This is a genomic window from Paenibacillus cisolokensis (genome assembly GCF_050481165.1).
In the GTDB taxonomy this organism is placed as follows: domain Bacteria; phylum Bacillota; class Bacilli; order Paenibacillales; family Paenibacillaceae; genus Paenibacillus_AH; species Paenibacillus_AH cisolokensis.
Genome location: NZ_JBCNFP010000101.1, coordinates 1 through 17,572 on the forward strand (window position 1 = coordinate 1; position 17,572 = coordinate 17,572).

Below are 17,572 nucleotides of genomic sequence, written 5' to 3' on the forward strand. Positions count from 1 at the left end.
GCATGGACCGCGGCGAGCGCCGCCGCGGCTGAGGCCGAGCCGCGCCTGGCGCTGCGGCTCGACCAGCTCGCGCAAGCGCTGCGGCTCGAGGAAGAAGCCGCCAAGCTTGCGCGAGCGATCGAGGACGGCGAGCGCCGCCATGCGGACGCCGTCGAACGGCAGCGGCGTTATGGCGAGCATGCCGCCCAAACGAACGAGAAGCTCGCTCGCGGCACGGCGCGGCAGAGCGAGCTGAAAGCGGCGCTGCAGGCAGTCGAGCTGAAGCCGCACGAGCGCCAGCAGCGCCTGCTGTTGTCGCGCCGCCTGCAGGAGCGGCAGGCGCTGGCGGCACAGCTGTCCGCCGCCCGGGAAGAGCTGGCCGCGCAGGAAAAGGCCGCCGCCGAAGCGGCGGACAACTGCCGCCAGGCCGAAGCGGCGCTCGAGCGCGAGCGGCGGGAGCTGGCCGCGGCCGAACGGGAGGTTTCGCCGGTTGCGGCGGCGCTCGGCGAACTGGAAGACGGCTTGCGGCGGCTTGCGGCCGCAGCCGAGACGGCGCTTCAGCGGGAAAGGCAGCGGGAGCGGGAGCTGGAGCGCTGGCGGCTTGCCGCGCAGCTTGCGGCGGAGCTGGCCGACGGAGCGCCCTGCCCCGTATGCGGCTCCTGCAGCCATCCGGCGCTGCACGGCCAATCGGCGCCGAACGCGCAGCCGGCTGCCACCGCTGCCGCCACCGCCGGTGCTGCCGACGCCGCAGACGCGATCGAGGGCGGCGCTGCCGCTTGGGAGCGGCTGCTGCGGCGGATGCAGGAAGCGCTCCTCGCGCTTGCGCCTGTCCGGCACCGCGCAGACGAATGGCTGGCCAAGCTGCGCGAAGCGGCAGACGGCCTGCATGGCGAACCGCTGCGTTCCGCCGACGATGCGGCCGGCCGCGCGGCCCGCGACTTGCTCGGCGCGTGGCCGGCTGAAGCGGCCGCCGCGGTCGCCGCGACTCCGCAGGCGCCCGGAGCGATGCCGGAATTCGCCGGAGCGCCCGGACTTGCCGAAGCTTCCGCGGCGCTGGAGGCGGCGGAGGAGCGGCGCCGGACGTGCGAGCTGCAGCTCGGGCGGTTCGGGCAGCAGTTGACCGCCGCCTTGAAAAGGTTGAACGAGGCGCGAAGCCGTGCCGAGACTGCGGCCGCCGAGCTAAGGGCGCTGGAGCGCCCGCTAGCGGCGGTGCGGCGCAGGGCGGAGGAAGCGCAAGCGGCAATGGCGGCGGATGACGGGCGGTGGGCCGCAGAGTTTCCCGGCCTGCCGCCGGAGAAGGCGGAGGAGACGCTCGCCGACTGGGAGCGCCGCGACAAAGAAACGGACGATTTGAAGGAGCGGCTCGAACGGAGCGTCACCTTTCTGGAAGAGCACCGGCAATTGCTTGCCGAGCTGCAGGAGGCGGAGCGGCAGGCGCAGCTGGAAGCCGTGCAGGCGGCCGCCGCGCTGGAGGGCGACCGCCGGCTGGCGGCGGATCAGCGCGAACGGCTGGCGGCATGGACCGGCGGCCGTCCCGCCGCCGAGCTGATTGCCGCAGCCGAGCGCGAGCTGAAGTCGCTGCGCGACCGGCTGCAGGCCGCACAGCGCGAGCATGAGGCGGCCCAGGCCGCCCTGCAGCAGAGCGCCGAGCGCCGGGCCGCGGCGGAAGAAGCCGAGCAGACCGCCGCCGAACGGCTGGCCGCGGCTTCCGCGCATTGGGATGAGCTGCTTGCCGGTTCGGAATTCGAGAGCGCCGAAGCCGTTGCGTCGCTGCGCGGGCTGCTGCCGCAGAAGGAAGCGATGGAAGCTGCGATCGCCCGGCATCGCGAGGCCGAGAAGCAGCTGGCGGCTCAGGTGGAGCTGCTCCGCGAGCAGCTCGGCGGTCGCTCGGTGTCGGACGAAGAATGGAGCGCTTGCGTTGAAGCCTGGACCGCCGCGAAGCGGGCGAGCGAAGAGAAGCTGCAGGCGGAAGCAAGGGCGCAGCGCGATCGGGACGAACTGGCCGGCAAGCACGAGCGCTGGACGGAGCTCGAGGAGAAGCGGCGCGGGCTGCAGGAGCTGCAGGGCCGTCTCGCCAAGCTGCAGTCCGTCTTCCGGGGCAATGCGTTTGTGGAATACATAGCCGAGGAGCAGCTCGTCCAGGTATGCCGCGTCGCATCGGAGCGTCTCGGCTACTTGACGAAGCGGAGATACGCGCTGGAGGTCGATTCCGGCGGCGGCTTCGTCATCCGCGACGATGCGAACGGCGGCATCCGCAGGCCGGTGTCGACGCTTTCCGGCGGGGAAACCTTCCTTGCCTCGCTTTCGCTCGCACTCGCGCTATCGGCGCAAATTCAGCTGCGCGGGCGGCATCCGCTGCAATTCTTTTTTCTGGACGAAGGATTCGGCACGCTCGATCCGGAATTGCTGGAGACGGTCATTGCCGCGCTGGAAAAGCTGCACACGAGCGAACTGGCTGTCGGCGTCATCAGCCATGTGCCGGAGCTGAGGGCCCGGCTGCCGAGACGGCTGATCGTTACGCCTGCGGATCCGTCGGGGGCGGGCAGCCGCGTCGCGATCGAAACGATGTGACGCCTTGCGCCTCGGGCTGTGCGCCTATGTTTCCGGTTGCCGCCGCATGCAGCCGGGCATCGAGAGCGGCGAAGCGCCTTGCGCCATGGACGGGGAGCCGCCGCCTTTCGGCCCGGCTCTGGCGCTGCGCCTATTAAGCTTGCCGTAACTGTACGGTATGGAAAAGAGGGAGTATGAAGTTGGAATCCAAATCGACCAAACGCTCATATGCGCTTGCCGTTACGCTTGTTCTGCTTGTGTTCAGCCTGATGGGCAACGTGCTGCTGTACACGCTCTATTTGAAGAACGGAATGGATCGGGGCGTCGAGAACGGTAAACAGATTGTTCGGGCGGCCGAAGGGGCGAAGCGGCACGTCGCGTCCGTCATGGACGGGACGGCCGGCTTGCTGGAAGCGGTATCCCCGGAAGAGCGCGCGTCGGCGCTGTACAGGCTTGGCCTGTCGCTTCGGGATGCGGACTTGCTGGCCGAATTCACGGAAACGGCGGTGAAAATCAGCGGGGAGGATGCAGCTGCGGAACGCCGCAGCGCTTCGGACTTCATTCTTTCCGTCGAGCGGTCGTTCGGCGATATTGCGAACGGAGCGGGCGTTCTGACCGCAGCAGAGCGGGAGGAAATACTGGCGATTCGCGCCGCTTACGAACAAATGCAAGGTATTCTGGACAAATTCGATACTTCGGCGGGCGACAACAAATCGTTTTTGATCCGTCTGCAAAACGGCGGCGGCGGCTGGGCCGTCATCGGGGGACAACTGCTCGACGCGATGTCCGGGTTCGGAGCCGCCGGCGAAGGTCAATGAAGGTTCGAAGCGCATGAAGCCCGTCAAGTTCGGCCCGGCCGGTCGGCCAGGTCAGGACGGCAAGCTTCAAACCCAGCCCGCCTGTTCAATCTTAGCCAAGCCTGACAAACTAAAGCCATCCTGAAAGTGGAGGACAATGGCATGGCGAATCCATCACTCAGCGGGCTCGGGCAAGAGTGAATCGGAGCCGGAGGCAAAAGCACGGGCCAAGGTGCACGAACCCGATTCGAGGCGACCGGCGAACCGTGACATTCTCATGGCAAGAGAAGCCTAACGAATCTGACAATCGCTATTTGGCGAAAAATCGATGTTCCGGAATTGTAACGAATCTGAGCAACGCTATTTGCTTAAAAGTAGTCCAATTCAGGCGGAATATCGCAAATAAGGTGGCTCAGATTCGTTAAATCGCAAAAATCAGCTTATGAGCACAAATAACGCTTGTGATATTCGTTAGAGTAACGTCCTACCTGAGGAGTAACGTCCTATCTGAGGAATAACGTTCCGTCTGAGGAATAACTTTCTGTCCGAGAGTAACTTTCTGTTGGAAAATAACGTGCTGTCTGCGAAACAACGTTCTGTCCGAGGAATAATGTTCAGTCGCGAATAACGATCCGTCTGCGCGAACGAACCTCTGCTCATCCCCTCCGCCGGATGCCGAAGCGCTCGAACTGTTCATGCCTTGTTCGAATTCGGCTTCCGGCCGAATGACGGATGAAGAAAAGCTAACAACAGCATAGTCGGAGCCTGCTCCCGCCGCTAGGCGGGGGCTATTTAACGTTCACCCAGGCCCGGCCGGTCGGCCGGGAAGTGCCGGTCGGCCGAGAAGGGCCGGTCGGCCGAGAAGGGGCGGTCGGCCGAGAAGGGGCGGTCGGCCGGACAAGCTGCGCGCAGGCCGGGAAGTGCCGGCTCGCAGCGGGGGCCGGCCCAGGCGTTAATGAACTGCGGCCAATGCCGATTCCAGGATCAGCTGCGCCACCCGGCGGCCGCTGGAGAAAGCCCGTTCGGCGAGTTCTCCTTTGCCTTCGCAGCCGTCGCCGCAGAAATAGAACGGCACGCTCTCGACCCGGTTCGGCAGCAAGCGGTTGCCGCTAATGTGCTTGACGCTCTGCACCATCGCCTTTTTCGAGACGCGCTTCACCTCGATCGCATCCCGCCAGCCGGGATAATGACGGTCGAACAGCGCTTCCATCCGGGTCGTCCGCTCTTCGAGGTACGCTTTGCGCTCCTCATCGGTGGCCAGCGAATCGTCATGCAAGTAGGCGATGCCCTGCAGCAGCTGGCCTCCTTCCGGTACGAGCGTATGGTCGGTGGCGGAGACGTCGGTAATGAACAGCTTGTTGTTCATATCGCTGATATAGCTGAACGGGCGGGCGACGACCCGCCTCAGACCGACGTCGTACACCATGACCTCGGTCGGCCTGCTGTTTTCGTACGGGGCCATGAACGGTTCCCATGGCGTGCCGGCCAGCAGTTTGACCGCTTGCTGGACAGGCATCGCGAAGACGACCCGGTCGAACGGCTGCTCTCTGTTTTTCGTTTTGAGCCAATATTTGCCTTTCTCGTAACGAACGCCGTCGACGCCTTCTTTAAGCGCCGTTTCCCAGCGTCCGGAGGCGTCCATTTTCGCTTTCAGCTGGTTCGTAATGACCGCCCAGCTGCCCAGCACGTAATTGACCGGCCGCTGCGACAGGAACAGATTATGATAATAGTCGGCGATTACCGGGCCCGGCACTTTCCGCGCGTCTTCGGGCGCGATGAAAAAGTTGGAGCAGACCAGATGCTCCCACAGCTCCTTCACATCTTCGCCCGCTCCGGAAGCGGCGATATAATCGCCTAATGTGGCGTAATGCTTCAGTTGGTGAATGTTTGCGATGATCGCCGTAATTTCTCCGACAAACCGCATCTTCTGCAGCGGTCGGAGCAAATCCGTTTTGACGAGATTGACAAAATCGAGCGGTGCCTCCGTAATCTGATTCCCTTTCTCGTACATGACCTTCCGTTTGTCCACCTGTTTGCTCTCGAACGTCAGCTTGAGCTCCCGCTCCATGACGGTCAGCGTATGCCGGTCGATGCCGTAGACCGCGTGCGCGCCGTAATTCAATGTAAATCCCGCTTTTTCATACGTGAAAGCGCGCCCACCGAGCTGCGGGCTCCGCTCGAACAATACGCCGCGCATCGCAGGTTGTTCGGACAAATAGGCGGCTGCCGTCAATCCGGCAAGCCCTCCGCCAATAATCGCAATATCCATTCGGGATTCCTCCTGTTCCCTTCTATTATAGGAGCGTTCGCGCGCCGGAACCAATGCCGTTTCGGACTGAAAGTCTGAACGAATCGGCATTGATAATTGTTATCAGAAGGGAGCAAGTAGCCGAATGCCCAGGGCCGCATATGATGGAGTAAAACCGATTGCAGGCAGGAGGTTAACCGCAGCGATGGAGAAGAGCCACATGGACAACAGCAAAGGCGATAAAGGCAGCAAAGGCGGCAAGGCGACGGAGCACGATATCAAAAGATGGTGCCACGAATACCGGCATCGCTACGTGCTGCTGCGCACGAAGGACGGCTGGTGCATAGACGGCATCATCGAAAGCGTCGATGACCAATTCGTCCGGTTGGCCGTGCCGACCGGAGGGGGATATGTCGCGGTGCACGGGAACGACGGACGGGACGTGTACGGCCCGGACGTCTATGGCGGCGCCGGCTACGGCCCGGATTATCGGGCCTATGTTCCGTACTGGGGTTGGGGATCCCCTTACGGCCTGTATCCGTATCCTTACTATCCCCGCGGGCGGTTTTACCCGGTCGTATTCCCGCTTGCGGCGCTGCTGGCGCTGTCGCTGCTGCCGTTCTTCTGAGCGGCCGGGCCGCCCGCCCCGACTAGAGGGCCCATTTCGGAAGCGGCGAACGTCCGCCGGCTTCCGGCGTTGGACGAGCCGCACCATTTGCGATATGATAGGAGAAGCGGAAAGCGGAACGTTAAGTTGAAGAAGGGAGACCGAAAGCAAATGGAATGCGTATTCTGCAAAATCGTCAAGGGCGAGCTGCCGTCGCGCAAAGTATATGAAAGCGAAAACGTCGTAGCCTTCCACGACATTCAGCCGCAAGCACCCGTACATATCGTCATCATTCCGAAAAAGCATATTCCGACGATGAACGACGTCGGCGCGGAAGACGATGCGGTAGTGGCGGAAATTTTTGCGGCCGCCCGGCAAATCGCCGCCGAACAGGGCATCGACGCATCGGGGTATCGCTTGATCAACAACTGCAACGCCGATGGCGGACAGGTCGTCTATCACCTCCATATTCATCTGCTCGGAGGGCGGAAACTGGGGGCGCTTGTCGCGGATTCCGCAAGTTGACACTGCCTTTCTTTTTAACATATAATGAAGTTTGATAACCGTGTTTATGGGCTCTGGACGGTCTGTTTCGGAGGGAGGGAAAACTGGTGTCAGAAACCAAGGTTCGCAAGAACGAGACGATCGATGCTGCATTGCGTCGCTTCAAGCGCTCGATTGCAAAAGACGGCGTATTGGCTGAGGTGAAGAAGCGCAAGCATTACGAGAAGCCAAGTGTCAAGCGCAAGAAGAAGTCCGAGGCCGCGCGCAAGAGAAAGTACTAGGAGGATCCTTCCAACGATGAACCTTAGCGAGCGATTAAACGACGATATGAAGCAAGCAATGAAGAATCAGGACAAGTTCAAGCTCTCCACGATTCGGATGATCCGTTCAGCAGTCAAAAATCAGGAAATCGAACTGAAACGTCCGCTGGATGATAATGAAGTGCTTGATATAATCAGTCGTGAAATCAAACAACGTAAAGATTCCCTCCAAGAATTTCGCAAGGCCGGCCGAAACGATCTTGCCGACAACGTAGCCGCGGAAATTGAAATTATTAGCGTTTACCTTCCCGAACAGCTGACCGAAGAAGAAATTCAAGCTATTGTGCAGCAGACCATCCAGGAAACCGGTGCTTCTTCCAAGGCTGAAATGGGAAAAGTCATGAGCGCCCTGATGCCGAAAGTCAAAGGGCGGGCTGACGGTAAACTTGTCAATCAGATCGTGCAGCAATTCCTGCAATAGCGGCTCGAATCCGACACCCCCTTGTTAGGGGGTGTTTTTGCATGTTCATCCTTTTTTTACGCATGCTACATATCAATGAAACGATGAAACGATTTCAACTGTTTTCCGTAATATAGTATTGCAGTAGGAAAGGGGGCAACGCGATGCGCGTTAACCGTTGGGGAAAACGATGGCTGGCGCCGCTGCTTGTATGGTTTGCGGTCGTCGTCTCGCTGTCGTCGTTCGCGGGTCCGGCCGCGGCGGAAGCGGGTCCGGCCGTATACGTCGTGCCGGTCGAGAGCACGATCGAGCAGGGGCTGCAGTCGTACCTCGAGCGGGCATACAAGGATGCGGAAGAAGCGGAAGCCGAACGGATCATCCTCGTCATCAGCACGCCGGGCGGAAGGGTGGACAGCGCCGAGCAGATCGGCAAGCTGATTCGGGAGAGCGACGTACCGACGACCGTTTTCGTGGAAGACATGGCGGTTTCGGCTGGTACGTACATCGCTCTGAACGCCGAGCATATCGTCATGAAGCCGAACAGCATGATCGGAGCCGCAGCCGTCGTCGACGGAAGCGGTACGCTGATCGACAATCCGAAGACGATCTCGTACTGGACGACGAAAATGACCGAAGCGGCCAAGCTGAACGGCCGCAATCCCAATATCGCCGCCAAAATGGTCGATGTAAACGTCGTGCTGGACGAGAAGACGGACGGCATTGCGAAAGGAAAAGGCGAAATTTTGTCGCTCGGCGCGGAGGATGCGCTGAAAGTCGGGTATGCCGACCATATTGCCGGTTCGGTCGACGAGACGCTGCAATGGCTGAAGCTCGGGGACAGGAACGTCATCCATTTTGAGATGACCGCGGCCGAGAAGCTGGCCCGCTGGCTTGTCCAGCCCGCCGTTATGACGATTTTGCTTATTCTCGGGATCGCCGGCCTCGCGATCGAATTGCTCGTACCCGGCTTCGGGGTTCCCGGCATCGCAGGTCTGGCGGCTTTCATCCTCTATTTCTTCGGCCACTATGTGGCGGGCTTTGCCGGCTTGGAAGCGGTTGTGCTGTTCGTCGTCGGCATCGTGCTGCTTATACTGGAGATTTTCGTTCCGAGCTTCGGCATACTGGGCACGCTTGGCAGTCTGTCGCTGGTCGGCGGAGTCGTCATGGCGGCTCCCGACGCGGTCAAGGCGCTCGTTTCGCTGGCGCTCGCTTTCGTCATCGCGATCGTCATCATTTTCTGGTTCGCCAAACGGAACAACAAGCGCGGCGTCTGGAACCGGTTTATTTTGCGCGATGCGTTGACGGCGGAAGAAGGGTACATTCCGGCGCCTTCGCTGGATTGGCTTGCCGGCAAGAGCGGCGTGACGCTTACCCCGCTGCGCCCAGCCGGCACGGTGGAGATCGACGGCGAACGGTTCGACGTCGTTACCGCCGGCGAGTTTATTCAGGCGGGAAAAACGGTAAAAGTGGTTAAAGTGGAAGGAGTACGCGTCGTCGTTAGAGAAGAAGTGTAGCGGAGGAAAGACGCGGGGCGTCTCTTCCGCAGCCGCAGCACAAAACGAAATAAAGGAGAGTTGTTCATGAACGGTCTGTTCGGACTAGACCCCACCGCCTCGTTTCTGATTATCGCGGTAGTGGTCATCATTCTGATCTCGGTGTTTCTGAGCTTTTTTCCGCTCATGCTCTGGATTTCGGCGCTCGCTTCAGGGGTGCGCATCAGCATCATTACGCTCGTCGCCATGCGTCTGCGCCGCGTCGTGCCAAGCCGGATCGTCAATCCGATGATCAAGGCGACGAAAGCCGGACTCGGGCTTACGATCAATCAGTTGGAAAGCCACTTTCTGGCGGGCGGCAACGTCGACCGCGTCGTCAACGCCCTGATCGCCGCTCAGCGGGCCAATATTCCGCTCGTCTTCGAGCGGGCTGCGGCGATCGACCTGGCCGGCCGGGATGTGCTGCAGGCGGTTCAGATGAGCGTCAATCCGCGCGTCATCGAAACGCCGGTCGTAGCTGCGGTGGCCAAGGACGGCATTGAAGTGAAGGTCAAGGCGCGCGTTACCGTCCGCGCGAACATCGAGCGACTCGTCGGCGGCGCCGGTGAAGAGACGATTATCGCCCGCGTAGGGGAAGGGATCGTCACGACCGTCGGCTCCTCCAATTCGCACAAAGACGTGCTGGAAAATCCCGATCTGATTTCCCGCACCGTCCTGGACAAAGGACTGGATGCCGGAACGGCGTTCGAAATTTTGTCGATCGATATCGCCGATGTCGACGTAGGCAAAAATATCGGCGCCCATCTGCAGACGGAGCAGGCCGAAGCCGACAAGCGGATCGCCCAGGCGAAAGCCGAGGAGCGCCGCGCAATGGCCGTTGCGCAAGAACAGGAAATGAAGGCCCGCGTCGTCGAGATGCGCGCCCGCGTCGTCGAGTCGGAATCCCAGGTGCCGCTCGCGATGGCCGAAGCGCTGGCGAAAGGCAAGCTGGGCGTTATGGATTACTTGAATTTGAAAAATATCGAGGCCGATACGCAAATGCGCAGCTCGATCGGCCGGCCGGACGCTCCGACCGACGGCAAAGAAGGGCAATGAGCGTAACCGTGCGCGGAAAACGAACAGCCGCCTTAGCGGCTGACGCCGGGAGGGTTGCAGCATGGAGCAGTTGATCGAACTGGTGCTCGACAACTTTTTGGTCGTGATCGCGATCATCGGTTTTCTCCTTTCGCTGTTCAGCCGGTCGGACAAAGGAAAGAAAGGAACGCACCGGATGCCGGATTTCGGCGGCGGCGGAAAGGAATTTATGCCGGTGCCGGAGGCGCCGAGCCGTCCCCGGCCGAAAGCGCGGCCGGAACCGGCGGCGAGGACGGACGAAGGCCGCGCCGGCGGCGGAGAAAGCCGCAAGCTGCCGGAACGCGTCTATACTTCGGCAAGCGGGTTCGGAGAAGAAGGCGCAGCAAGCCGCGGACAGCGGCCGGCTGCCGTATCGGCCGTGACGCATGCGGCGGCTACCAGGCCGGCCGAGCCGCACGAAGCCCGCAATCCGCACCGCCCTTCGCCCGATGCGGACGACTTGAAACGGGCGATCGTCTGGGCCGAAATTTTGGGCCCGCCCCGGGCCAAGCGCCCGTTCGGCAGATCGCGATAATGCATTGCTGCGGCGAAAACCGCTTTACCGCTTTCCCACTCGTGGGAAGGCGGTTTTTTTTCGAACTGCCGCTTTTCCTGTTTCGTATGCCTAGCAGCGCCGAACGAATCGGCGATGCGGCGCTTCCCCGCTTTTACATAAAATGCCGTTCGGCCGCATATGTTTGGTACAGTACGGTAAAGGGAGGGATGCGTTCGATGCGCCGACTGAAACGCAAGCTTCGCAAATGGACTGCCGACGTGCTGGAAATGCCGCAGGACGTCGTGTACGACCTCCCCCGTTTTACGATGATCGGCGATCGTCAGCTCTATATCGAAAATCACCGCGGCGTCATCTATTTTTCGAGCGATCGTCTGCGGCTTGCATTGAGCAAAGGAGAAGTGGAAGTGACGGGCAAGGATCTGGTCATCCGGACGATCTGGACCGATGAAGTGTTCATCGAAGGTGTGATCAGCCAAATTCACGTGTTCGAATAGGAGGTTGACTGACGTGAATGGGACTTGGATGCAATGGATGCAAGGAATCGTAACGATCCGGATCGTCGGCGGGCAGCCGGAGAAGCTAGTCAACGAAGCGCTGGCCGGCGGCCTGCGGCTGTGGTCTATACGTCGGACAAGCGCCGGCGATGTCGAATGCGCCGTAACGGTCGGCGATTTGTTCCGCCTTCGTCCTTATATCAGGAAGACAAGCTGCAAGCTGCGGATTACGGGCCGCCGGGGATTTCCGTTCTGGCTCGTCAAGCTGGAGCGGCGGAAATTTTTTGCCGTCGGCTTGCTCATGTTCGTTGCCGGCATCTATGCGCTATCCTCGCTTGTCTGGAACATCGATGTGAAAGGCAACGTCGGTATAAGCGAGGAAGCGATTCTCAAGGCTGCCGAGGAGGAGGGCGTCCGTCCGTTTCAATGGTCTTTCCGTCTTCCGGATTCGGACGTGCTCTCCAAGCGGCTCGAGGCCAGACTGCCCGACGTCGCGTGGGTCAGCGTCGAGAAGCGAGGCACAAGGCTGACGATCCGGGTCGTCGAGTCGACCCGGCCGGAGAGCCGGCCGCTGCTCAGTCCCCGCCATCTGGTGGCGTCGACGGATGCGGTCGTCACCGAAGTGCTGGTGGAAACGGGACGGGCCGTCGTCAAAAAAAACTCGCGCGTCCGCAAAGGCGATATTCTCATTTCAGGCACGGTCGGACTGGAAAGTGATCCCCGCACGGTCGTCGCCAAAGGAACGGTGCGGGGCATCGTATGGTACGAGTATAATATTGTCTCTCCGCTTACCCGGCGGGTGAAAGTCTATACGGGAGAGTCGAAGACGAGATGGTATGCGGTAGTAGGCAACAGGGCGCTGCAGATATCGGGCTTCGGCAGCGTGCCGTTCGCCGCATATGAAACCGTTCCGCTGGTCACGCAGGCGCAGTGGCGGAACTGGAAGCTGCCGGTGGGCAAGATGCGGGAACGGTTGATGGAGGTGCGGATCGACGAGCGGGAGCTGACCGCCGAGGAGGCGAAAGCGGCCGGAATCATGCAGGCGCAGGCGGATATTTTGGCCAAGGCGGGCAAGGATGCGAAGGTGCTCGCGCAAAACCTTTTGCATGAAAAGACGGACAATGGTAAAGTTTATATGAAAGTACTTTTTGAAGTAGAGCAATCGATCGTTACCGAAATGCCAATAGTACAAATGCAAGGAGAATGAGATTTGCCCAATCAGACCAAAGTCGCAACAATTTCGCTCGATAATGCGGCGGAAGGCTTGGCGCTGCTCGGCCCGCAGGACAAATATTTGCGGTTGATCGAGGCGCAGACGAATGCGGATATCCGCTCGCGGGATGCGGAGATCGTCATTTCCGGTTTCGGAGAGGAGGTCGACTCCCTCGAACAGCTGTTTTCCGTGCTGCTTCAACTGATCCGCGGAGGTTATCAGCCGAGCGAACGGGACGTGATGTATGCCTTGGAACTGGCGCGCTCGATGCAGGCGGTCGAGCTGCTCGACCTGTTCAAGGCGGAAATTGCGACAACGTACCGCGGGAAGCCGATCCGGGTGAAGACGTTAGGCCAACGCCATTATGTTTCTACTATTCGGAAGAAAGATATCGTATTCGGCATCGGTCCGGCGGGAACGGGCAAGACGTACCTCGCCGTTGTCATGGCGGTGGCGGCGCTGAAGGAAGGCGCGGTCAAGCGAATCGTCCTGACCAGGCCCGCCGTCGAAGCGGGTGAAAATCTCGGATTTTTGCCCGGCGATTTGCAAGAAAAGGTAGACCCGTATTTGCGGCCGCTGTACGATGCGCTGCACGACGTGCTCGGTCCGGACCAGACGGCCAAGTCGTTCGAGCGGGGGCTTTTGGAGATCGCGCCGCTCGCCTATATGCGGGGACGGACGTTAGAAGACTCGTTCATCATTTTGGATGAAGCGCAAAATACGACACCCGAGCAGATGAAAATGTTTCTGACCCGACTCGGCTTCGGCTCCAAAATGGTCGTTACGGGTGATGTGACCCAAATCGACCTGCCGCGGGGCACGCAATCCGGGCTGATCGCCGCTCAGCGCATTTTGGGAAATATCGATGAAATCGGCTTTATATCCTTTTCGGAGCAAGACGTCGTACGCCATTCCCTGGTTCAGAAAATTATTTCGGCCTACAATCGGTACGCGGAAAACCAAGGATAGAGAGGATTTGACGTTTCATGGACCGGAAGAATGAGGAAAAGCGGGGCTTGTCCCCTGCGATCACGGCCGGCTGGAGGCAGAGCGCGGGCGTACGCCTGCTGCTGCTGCTCATGTTCGTTCTGTTGTTTTATTTCAATCTGTCGCCGCACCTCGTTCCGGAGACATACGATATCAAGCTGAACACACGGGCGGAGAAGGACATTAAAGCGCCCGGAGAATGGGTGGATGAGAAGGCGACCCAGCTTGCGAAGGACCAGGCGGCGGAGAAGGTCGAGCAAATTTATTCGATCGTCGCGCTGCGCAACGAAAACCTGATCGCGCAAATATTCGACCGGATGGAGCAGCTCAACACGGACGATCAGGTGACCCAACAGAACAAGATCGATATTTACCGGACTGAAATTCCCCGCCGCTATGAAGAGTTTGTGGACAATTTTGTCAAAAATAACCGCGGCAACGGCACGTACAACGATTCGCTGCTGGACGAAATGGCCAGGGTCGTAAAAGCGCAGGCCTACACGATCCCGGAAGAGACGTTCTACAAGATGCCGCGTCTTACGGTGGAGCAAATCGCCGAAATGCGGCAGGTCGGCGTCGAGGTCGTCCGCAAGCTGATGAGCGAGCAGCTCCGGGAAGCGGAGACGGCGCGCACGAAAGTCGCGGAGCTCGTTAACGCGAGTGCGCTCGACGATCGGACGGCGCGGGAGATCGTGCAGGAGCTGGCCCGGTTCGCGATTATGCCGAACAAGTTCGCCGACAAGGAAGCGACCGACGAAGCGCGGGTGCTGGCCAAGGAGAATACGCCGCAGGTCGTCATCAAGGAAGGCGATATCGTCGTCAGCAAGGGCCAGTTGATTACGGAGGAAATTTACGAGCGGCTGCAAGGGCTTAACCTGTTGAAGGAACAGAAAACATATTGGCCGCAGGTCGGCGTTTTGCTAATGTCCCTGCTGTTCGTGCTGGCCATCTACAGCTTCCTCCATCAGACGGGCGGTTTCAGCGGTGCGAAGCCGGCATACGGCAACGTGCAGCTGCTGATACTGCTGACGATCTATCTCGTCAATATCGTGACGATGCAGATTGTCGGCATGATTCAGACCGACAGCGTATCCTATGTCGGATTTTTGGCTCCCGCCGCGATGGGCGCGATGCTGATTACGCTGCTGCTCGACATTCATCTGGCCTTTGTCAGCTCGATTCTGTTCGCCATTATAGGCAGCGTTATTTTCAGCTTGCGGCAGGACCAGCTTTTCGATTTTCATTACGGCTTTTTCATCGTCGTCGTGTCGTTCTCGGCCATTTTCGCGATTCACCGGGCCAGCCAGCGGTCGACCATATTGAAAGCCGGCATCATCGCAAGCCTGTTCGGCGTCATCTCGGTCATCGTGTTGCAGCTGCTGGGCGACACGCTCGACCGGACGGCGATGCTGTACTCCGCTACTTTCGCGTTCGCCAGCGGACTGATTACGGCGGTGCTGGTCATCGGGTTGATGCCGTTTTTCGAAGTGACGTTCGGCATTTTGTCGGCGCTGAAGCTTGTCGAGCTGTCCAACCCCAATCATCCGCTGCTGCGCAAGCTGCTGACCGAGACGCCGGGCACGTACCATCACAGCGTCATGGTCGGCAACCTGTCGGAGGCGGCGGCGGAATCGATCGGCGCGAACGGCTTGCTGTGCCGCGTCGGCTCGTTCTATCATGACATCGGCAAGACGAAGCGGCCGAACTACTTTATCGAAAATCAGACGAATATCGAGAATCCGCACGATTCGATCGATCCGAAGCTGAGCAAATCGATTATTATCGCCCATGCCCGCGACGGGGTGGAAATGCTGAAAGGCTATAACATTCCGAAGCCGATTCGCGACATCGCGGAGCAGCATCACGGGACGACGTCGCTCAAGTACTTCTATCACAAGGCGCTCAAGCAGGCCGAGGCGGACGGCGTGGAGCCCGACTTCACTGAGGAAGATTTCCGCTATCCGGGTCCGAAAGCGCAATCGAAGGAAGCGGCGATCGTCGGCATCGCCGACTGTGTAGAAGCGGCGGTCCGCAGCCTGCGCAATCCGACGATGGAGCAGATCGATTCGATGATACGCAAAATTATAAAGAGCCGACTCGATGACAATCAGTTCAACGAGTGCGATCTGACGCTCAAGGAACTGGACCGGATCGCGCAGACGTTGAAGGAAACGGTAGTGGGTATTTTCCACTCCAGGATCGAGTATCCGGACGATGTGAAACAGAAGGAGCGGCTAGCATGAGTTTGCGCTTGGAATGGAATAATGAGCAGGACAAGATGGACATACCGGAAGCGTGGATCGCCCGGCTGGAGCAACTGCTGCGGCTGGCTGGCGAAGCGGAAGGGCTGACGGACGGCGAAGTGGCGCTTACGTTCGTCGACGACGCCGAAATCCGGCGGCTGAACCGGGAATACCGGAATATCGACCGTCCGACCGACGTGCTTTCCTTCGCGATGCGAGAAGAAAGCGACGGCGAGCCGGGCATCATATTCGGAGACGGCGGGCCGGAGCCGGAGGAATTCCCGGAGATGCTCGGCGATATTATCATTTCGATCGAGCGGGCGAAGGAGCAGAGCGAGCAGTACGGCCATTCGCTGGAACGGGAAATCGGCTTTCTGTTCGTCCACGGCTTTCTCCATCTGATCGGCTACGATCATCAGGACGAGGCGTCGGAAGCCGTTATGATGGAAAAGCAGGAAGCGGTGCTGCGGAAGGCAGGCTTGCCCCGCTAATGCGCCGTTTCCTGCGAAGCTTCCGGTTTGCGGTGTCCGGCGTGGCGTATACGGTGCGCACCCAGCGCAATATGCGGATTCATCTGGCTTTCGCCGTTGCCGTCACCGTCGCGGCGACGGCGCTTGGCGTTTCGGCGCTGGAAGGGGCTGTACTGGCGCTCGCCGCCGCTTCGGTCATGGCGCTGGAACTGGTCAATACGGCCGTCGAGCGGACGATCGACCGGATCGGCCCCGATCCGCACCCGCTCGCCAAGACCGCGAAGGACGCCGCGGCCGGCGCGGTGCTTGTCGCTGCGGCTGGCGCGGCGCTCGCCGGTCTGTTTATACTCGGCCCTCCTCTTTGGCGGCTGCTTTTCGGCGGCTGACCTTTTTTTTCGCAAAGATAAACCATGATAAACCATTACGGATAAAAGGAAGTTGGAATATGGCAATGAATCAGCAAGCGAACGGGGAGCGTCGGCCGTTCCGTTCCGGCTTCGTCGCGATCGTCGGCCGTCCGAACGTCGGCAAGTCGACGCTGATGAACCGGATTATCGGGCAAAAAATCGCGATTATGTCGGACAAGCCGCAGACGACCCGCAACAAAATTCACGGCGTTTATACGACGGACGAAGCGCAAATCGTTTTCCTCGATACGCCGGGCATTCATAAGCCGTCCTCGAAGCTCGGCGACTATATGATAAAGGCGGCGGAGAACGCGCTGAACGAAGTCGATGCCGTCCTGTTTCTGATCGATGTGGCGGAAGGAATCGGGGGCGGCGACCGGTATATTATCGAACAGCTGAAAAAGGTGAAGACGCCGGTTTTTCTCGTCATGAACAAGATCGACAAGGTGCAGCCGGAAGATTTGCTGCCGATCATCGCGCAGTACAAGGAGTTGTACGATTTTGCCGAAATTGTGCCGGTTTCCGCCGCCGCGGGCAACAACGTCGGCACGCTGATCGATACGCTGATCGGTTACCTTGACGAAGGTCCGCAATATTACCCGGCCGATCAGGTGACCGATCATCCCGAGCAGTTCGTCTGCGCGGAATTGATCCGCGAAAAAATATTGCATCTGACGCGCGAGGAAGTGCCGCATTCGATCGCGGTCGCGATTGAGGATATGCGCGTGCAGGAGAACGGCGTCGTCTATATCGGCGCGGTTATTTTTGTGGAGCGGGATTCGCAGAAAGGGATTATTATCGGCAAAAACGGGGCGATGCTGAAGGAGGTCGGGCGGCTGGCCCGCCAGGACATCGAGGCGCTCCTCGGATCGAAGACGTATTTGGAGCTGTGGGTCAAAGTGAAAAAAGACTGGCGCAACCGGGAGCATGTGCTGAAAGATTTGGGTTTCCGAAACGACTGACGGGAATTGACAAATCGATTGTCGGGATAGAGACCGTGCGATTATCGCATCCTAAAACCGTGGGACGAAACATTTTCCGGGAGAAAGGATGGATACGAATGCGGGATTTTTCGTGGAGGTATTTTACATTGACCGGCGATTTGGACGCATTTTTGCTCTACAGGGAAATGAATCAGCTCACAGTAGCGGAAACCGCAGACGAAGGGCAAACGGACGAGGAAGATTTTGCGGCGGAAGCGGGAGGGGCGACCGGATCGTAACAGGAGGA

The 17,572-nt window shown here is 59.7% G+C and carries 18 protein-coding genes; 17 read left to right on the forward strand and 1 reads right to left on the reverse strand.

The window, feature by feature from the left end:
* Positions 1 to 2,550: SbcC/MukB-like Walker B domain-containing protein (locus ABEV74_RS16565; RefSeq protein WP_430147674.1), on the forward strand; the 2,550-nt coding region annotated here is incomplete at its 5' end.
* Positions 2,551 to 2,723: 173 nt separating this feature from the next.
* On the forward strand, positions 2,724 to 3,347 hold the full coding sequence (locus ABEV74_RS16570) for a hypothetical protein (RefSeq protein WP_430147677.1): 624 nt from the start codon (positions 2,724 to 2,726) through the stop codon (positions 3,345 to 3,347).
* Between the two features lie 931 nt (positions 3,348 to 4,278).
* On the opposite strand, the gene ABEV74_RS16575 is transcribed toward ABEV74_RS16570, so the two are convergent.
* The gene (locus ABEV74_RS16575) at positions 4,279 to 5,595 is read right to left on the reverse strand and encodes a phytoene desaturase family protein (protein WP_430147680.1); all 1,317 of its coding nucleotides are present in this window, start codon (positions 5,593 to 5,595) and stop codon (positions 4,279 to 4,281) included.
* 184 nt (positions 5,596 to 5,779) lie between these two features.
* Here ABEV74_RS16575 and ABEV74_RS16580 point away from each other — a divergent pair, with 184 nt between their 5' ends.
* The 15 genes from ABEV74_RS16580 (at position 5,780) to ABEV74_RS16650 (ending at position 17,564) form a co-directional block, all read left to right on the forward strand.
* Entirely contained in the window at positions 5,780 to 6,202 is a 423-nt protein-coding gene (locus ABEV74_RS16580) for a hypothetical protein (RefSeq protein ID WP_430147683.1), read from the forward strand.
* Between the two features lie 150 nt (positions 6,203 to 6,352).
* Positions 6,353 to 6,706: a histidine triad nucleotide-binding protein gene (locus ABEV74_RS16585; RefSeq protein ID WP_062492345.1), complete on the forward strand. Its 354-nt coding sequence runs from the start codon at positions 6,353 to 6,355 to the stop codon at positions 6,704 to 6,706.
* An 86-nt stretch (positions 6,707 to 6,792) separates the two neighbouring features.
* Entirely contained in the window at positions 6,793 to 6,966 is a 174-nt protein-coding gene (gene rpsU / locus ABEV74_RS16590) for a 30S ribosomal protein S21 (protein ID WP_062492346.1), read from the forward strand.
* A gap of 16 nt (positions 6,967 to 6,982) precedes the next feature.
* Entirely contained in the window at positions 6,983 to 7,426 is a 444-nt protein-coding gene (locus tag ABEV74_RS16595) for a GatB/YqeY domain-containing protein (RefSeq protein ID WP_062492347.1), read from the forward strand.
* 143 nt (positions 7,427 to 7,569) lie between these two features.
* Entirely contained in the window at positions 7,570 to 8,919 is a 1,350-nt protein-coding gene (locus ABEV74_RS16600) for an NfeD family protein (RefSeq protein ID WP_430147687.1), read from the forward strand.
* 66 nt (positions 8,920 to 8,985) lie between these two features.
* The gene (gene floA, locus ABEV74_RS16605; protein ID WP_430147689.1) at positions 8,986 to 9,993 is read left to right on the forward strand and encodes a flotillin-like protein FloA; all 1,008 of its coding nucleotides are present in this window, start codon (positions 8,986 to 8,988) and stop codon (positions 9,991 to 9,993) included.
* Positions 9,994 to 10,054: 61 nt separating this feature from the next.
* A complete protein-coding gene (locus tag ABEV74_RS16610; protein WP_430147692.1) occupies positions 10,055 to 10,546 on the forward strand; it encodes a hypothetical protein in 492 nt (163 codons plus the stop codon).
* Between the two features lie 197 nt (positions 10,547 to 10,743).
* The gene (yqfC, locus tag ABEV74_RS16615; protein ID WP_062492351.1) at positions 10,744 to 11,022 is read left to right on the forward strand and encodes a sporulation protein YqfC; all 279 of its coding nucleotides are present in this window, start codon (positions 10,744 to 10,746) and stop codon (positions 11,020 to 11,022) included.
* Positions 11,023 to 11,035: 13 nt separating this feature from the next.
* Complete coding sequence (gene yqfD / locus ABEV74_RS16620) at positions 11,036 to 12,229, forward strand: sporulation protein YqfD (protein ID WP_430147695.1); 1,194 nt, start codon at positions 11,036 to 11,038, stop codon at positions 12,227 to 12,229.
* A gap of 3 nt (positions 12,230 to 12,232) precedes the next feature.
* Entirely contained in the window at positions 12,233 to 13,204 is a 972-nt protein-coding gene (locus ABEV74_RS16625) for a PhoH family protein (RefSeq protein WP_062492353.1), read from the forward strand.
* A 17-nt stretch (positions 13,205 to 13,221) separates the two neighbouring features.
* Positions 13,222 to 15,465 (forward strand): HD family phosphohydrolase, encoded by a 2,244-nt coding sequence (locus tag ABEV74_RS16630; protein WP_430147698.1) that lies wholly within the window; start codon positions 13,222 to 13,224, stop codon positions 15,463 to 15,465.
* Positions 15,462 to 15,956, forward strand: coding sequence for an rRNA maturation RNase YbeY (gene ybeY, locus ABEV74_RS16635; protein ID WP_062492355.1), 495 nt, complete (start codon positions 15,462 to 15,464; stop codon positions 15,954 to 15,956). The genes ABEV74_RS16630 and ybeY overlap by 4 nt, the downstream gene beginning before the upstream one ends.
* The gene (locus tag ABEV74_RS16640) at positions 15,956 to 16,321 is read left to right on the forward strand and encodes a diacylglycerol kinase (protein WP_062492356.1); all 366 of its coding nucleotides are present in this window, start codon (positions 15,956 to 15,958) and stop codon (positions 16,319 to 16,321) included. Before ybeY ends, ABEV74_RS16640 begins: the two co-directional genes overlap by 1 nt.
* A gap of 65 nt (positions 16,322 to 16,386) precedes the next feature.
* Positions 16,387 to 17,304, forward strand: coding sequence for a GTPase Era (gene era, locus ABEV74_RS16645; RefSeq protein ID WP_062496679.1), 918 nt, complete (start codon positions 16,387 to 16,389; stop codon positions 17,302 to 17,304).
* Between the two features lie 98 nt (positions 17,305 to 17,402).
* On the forward strand, positions 17,403 to 17,564 hold the full coding sequence (locus tag ABEV74_RS16650; protein WP_430147703.1) for a YqzL family protein: 162 nt from the start codon (positions 17,403 to 17,405) through the stop codon (positions 17,562 to 17,564).
* Positions 17,565 to 17,572 lie beyond the last annotated feature (8 nt).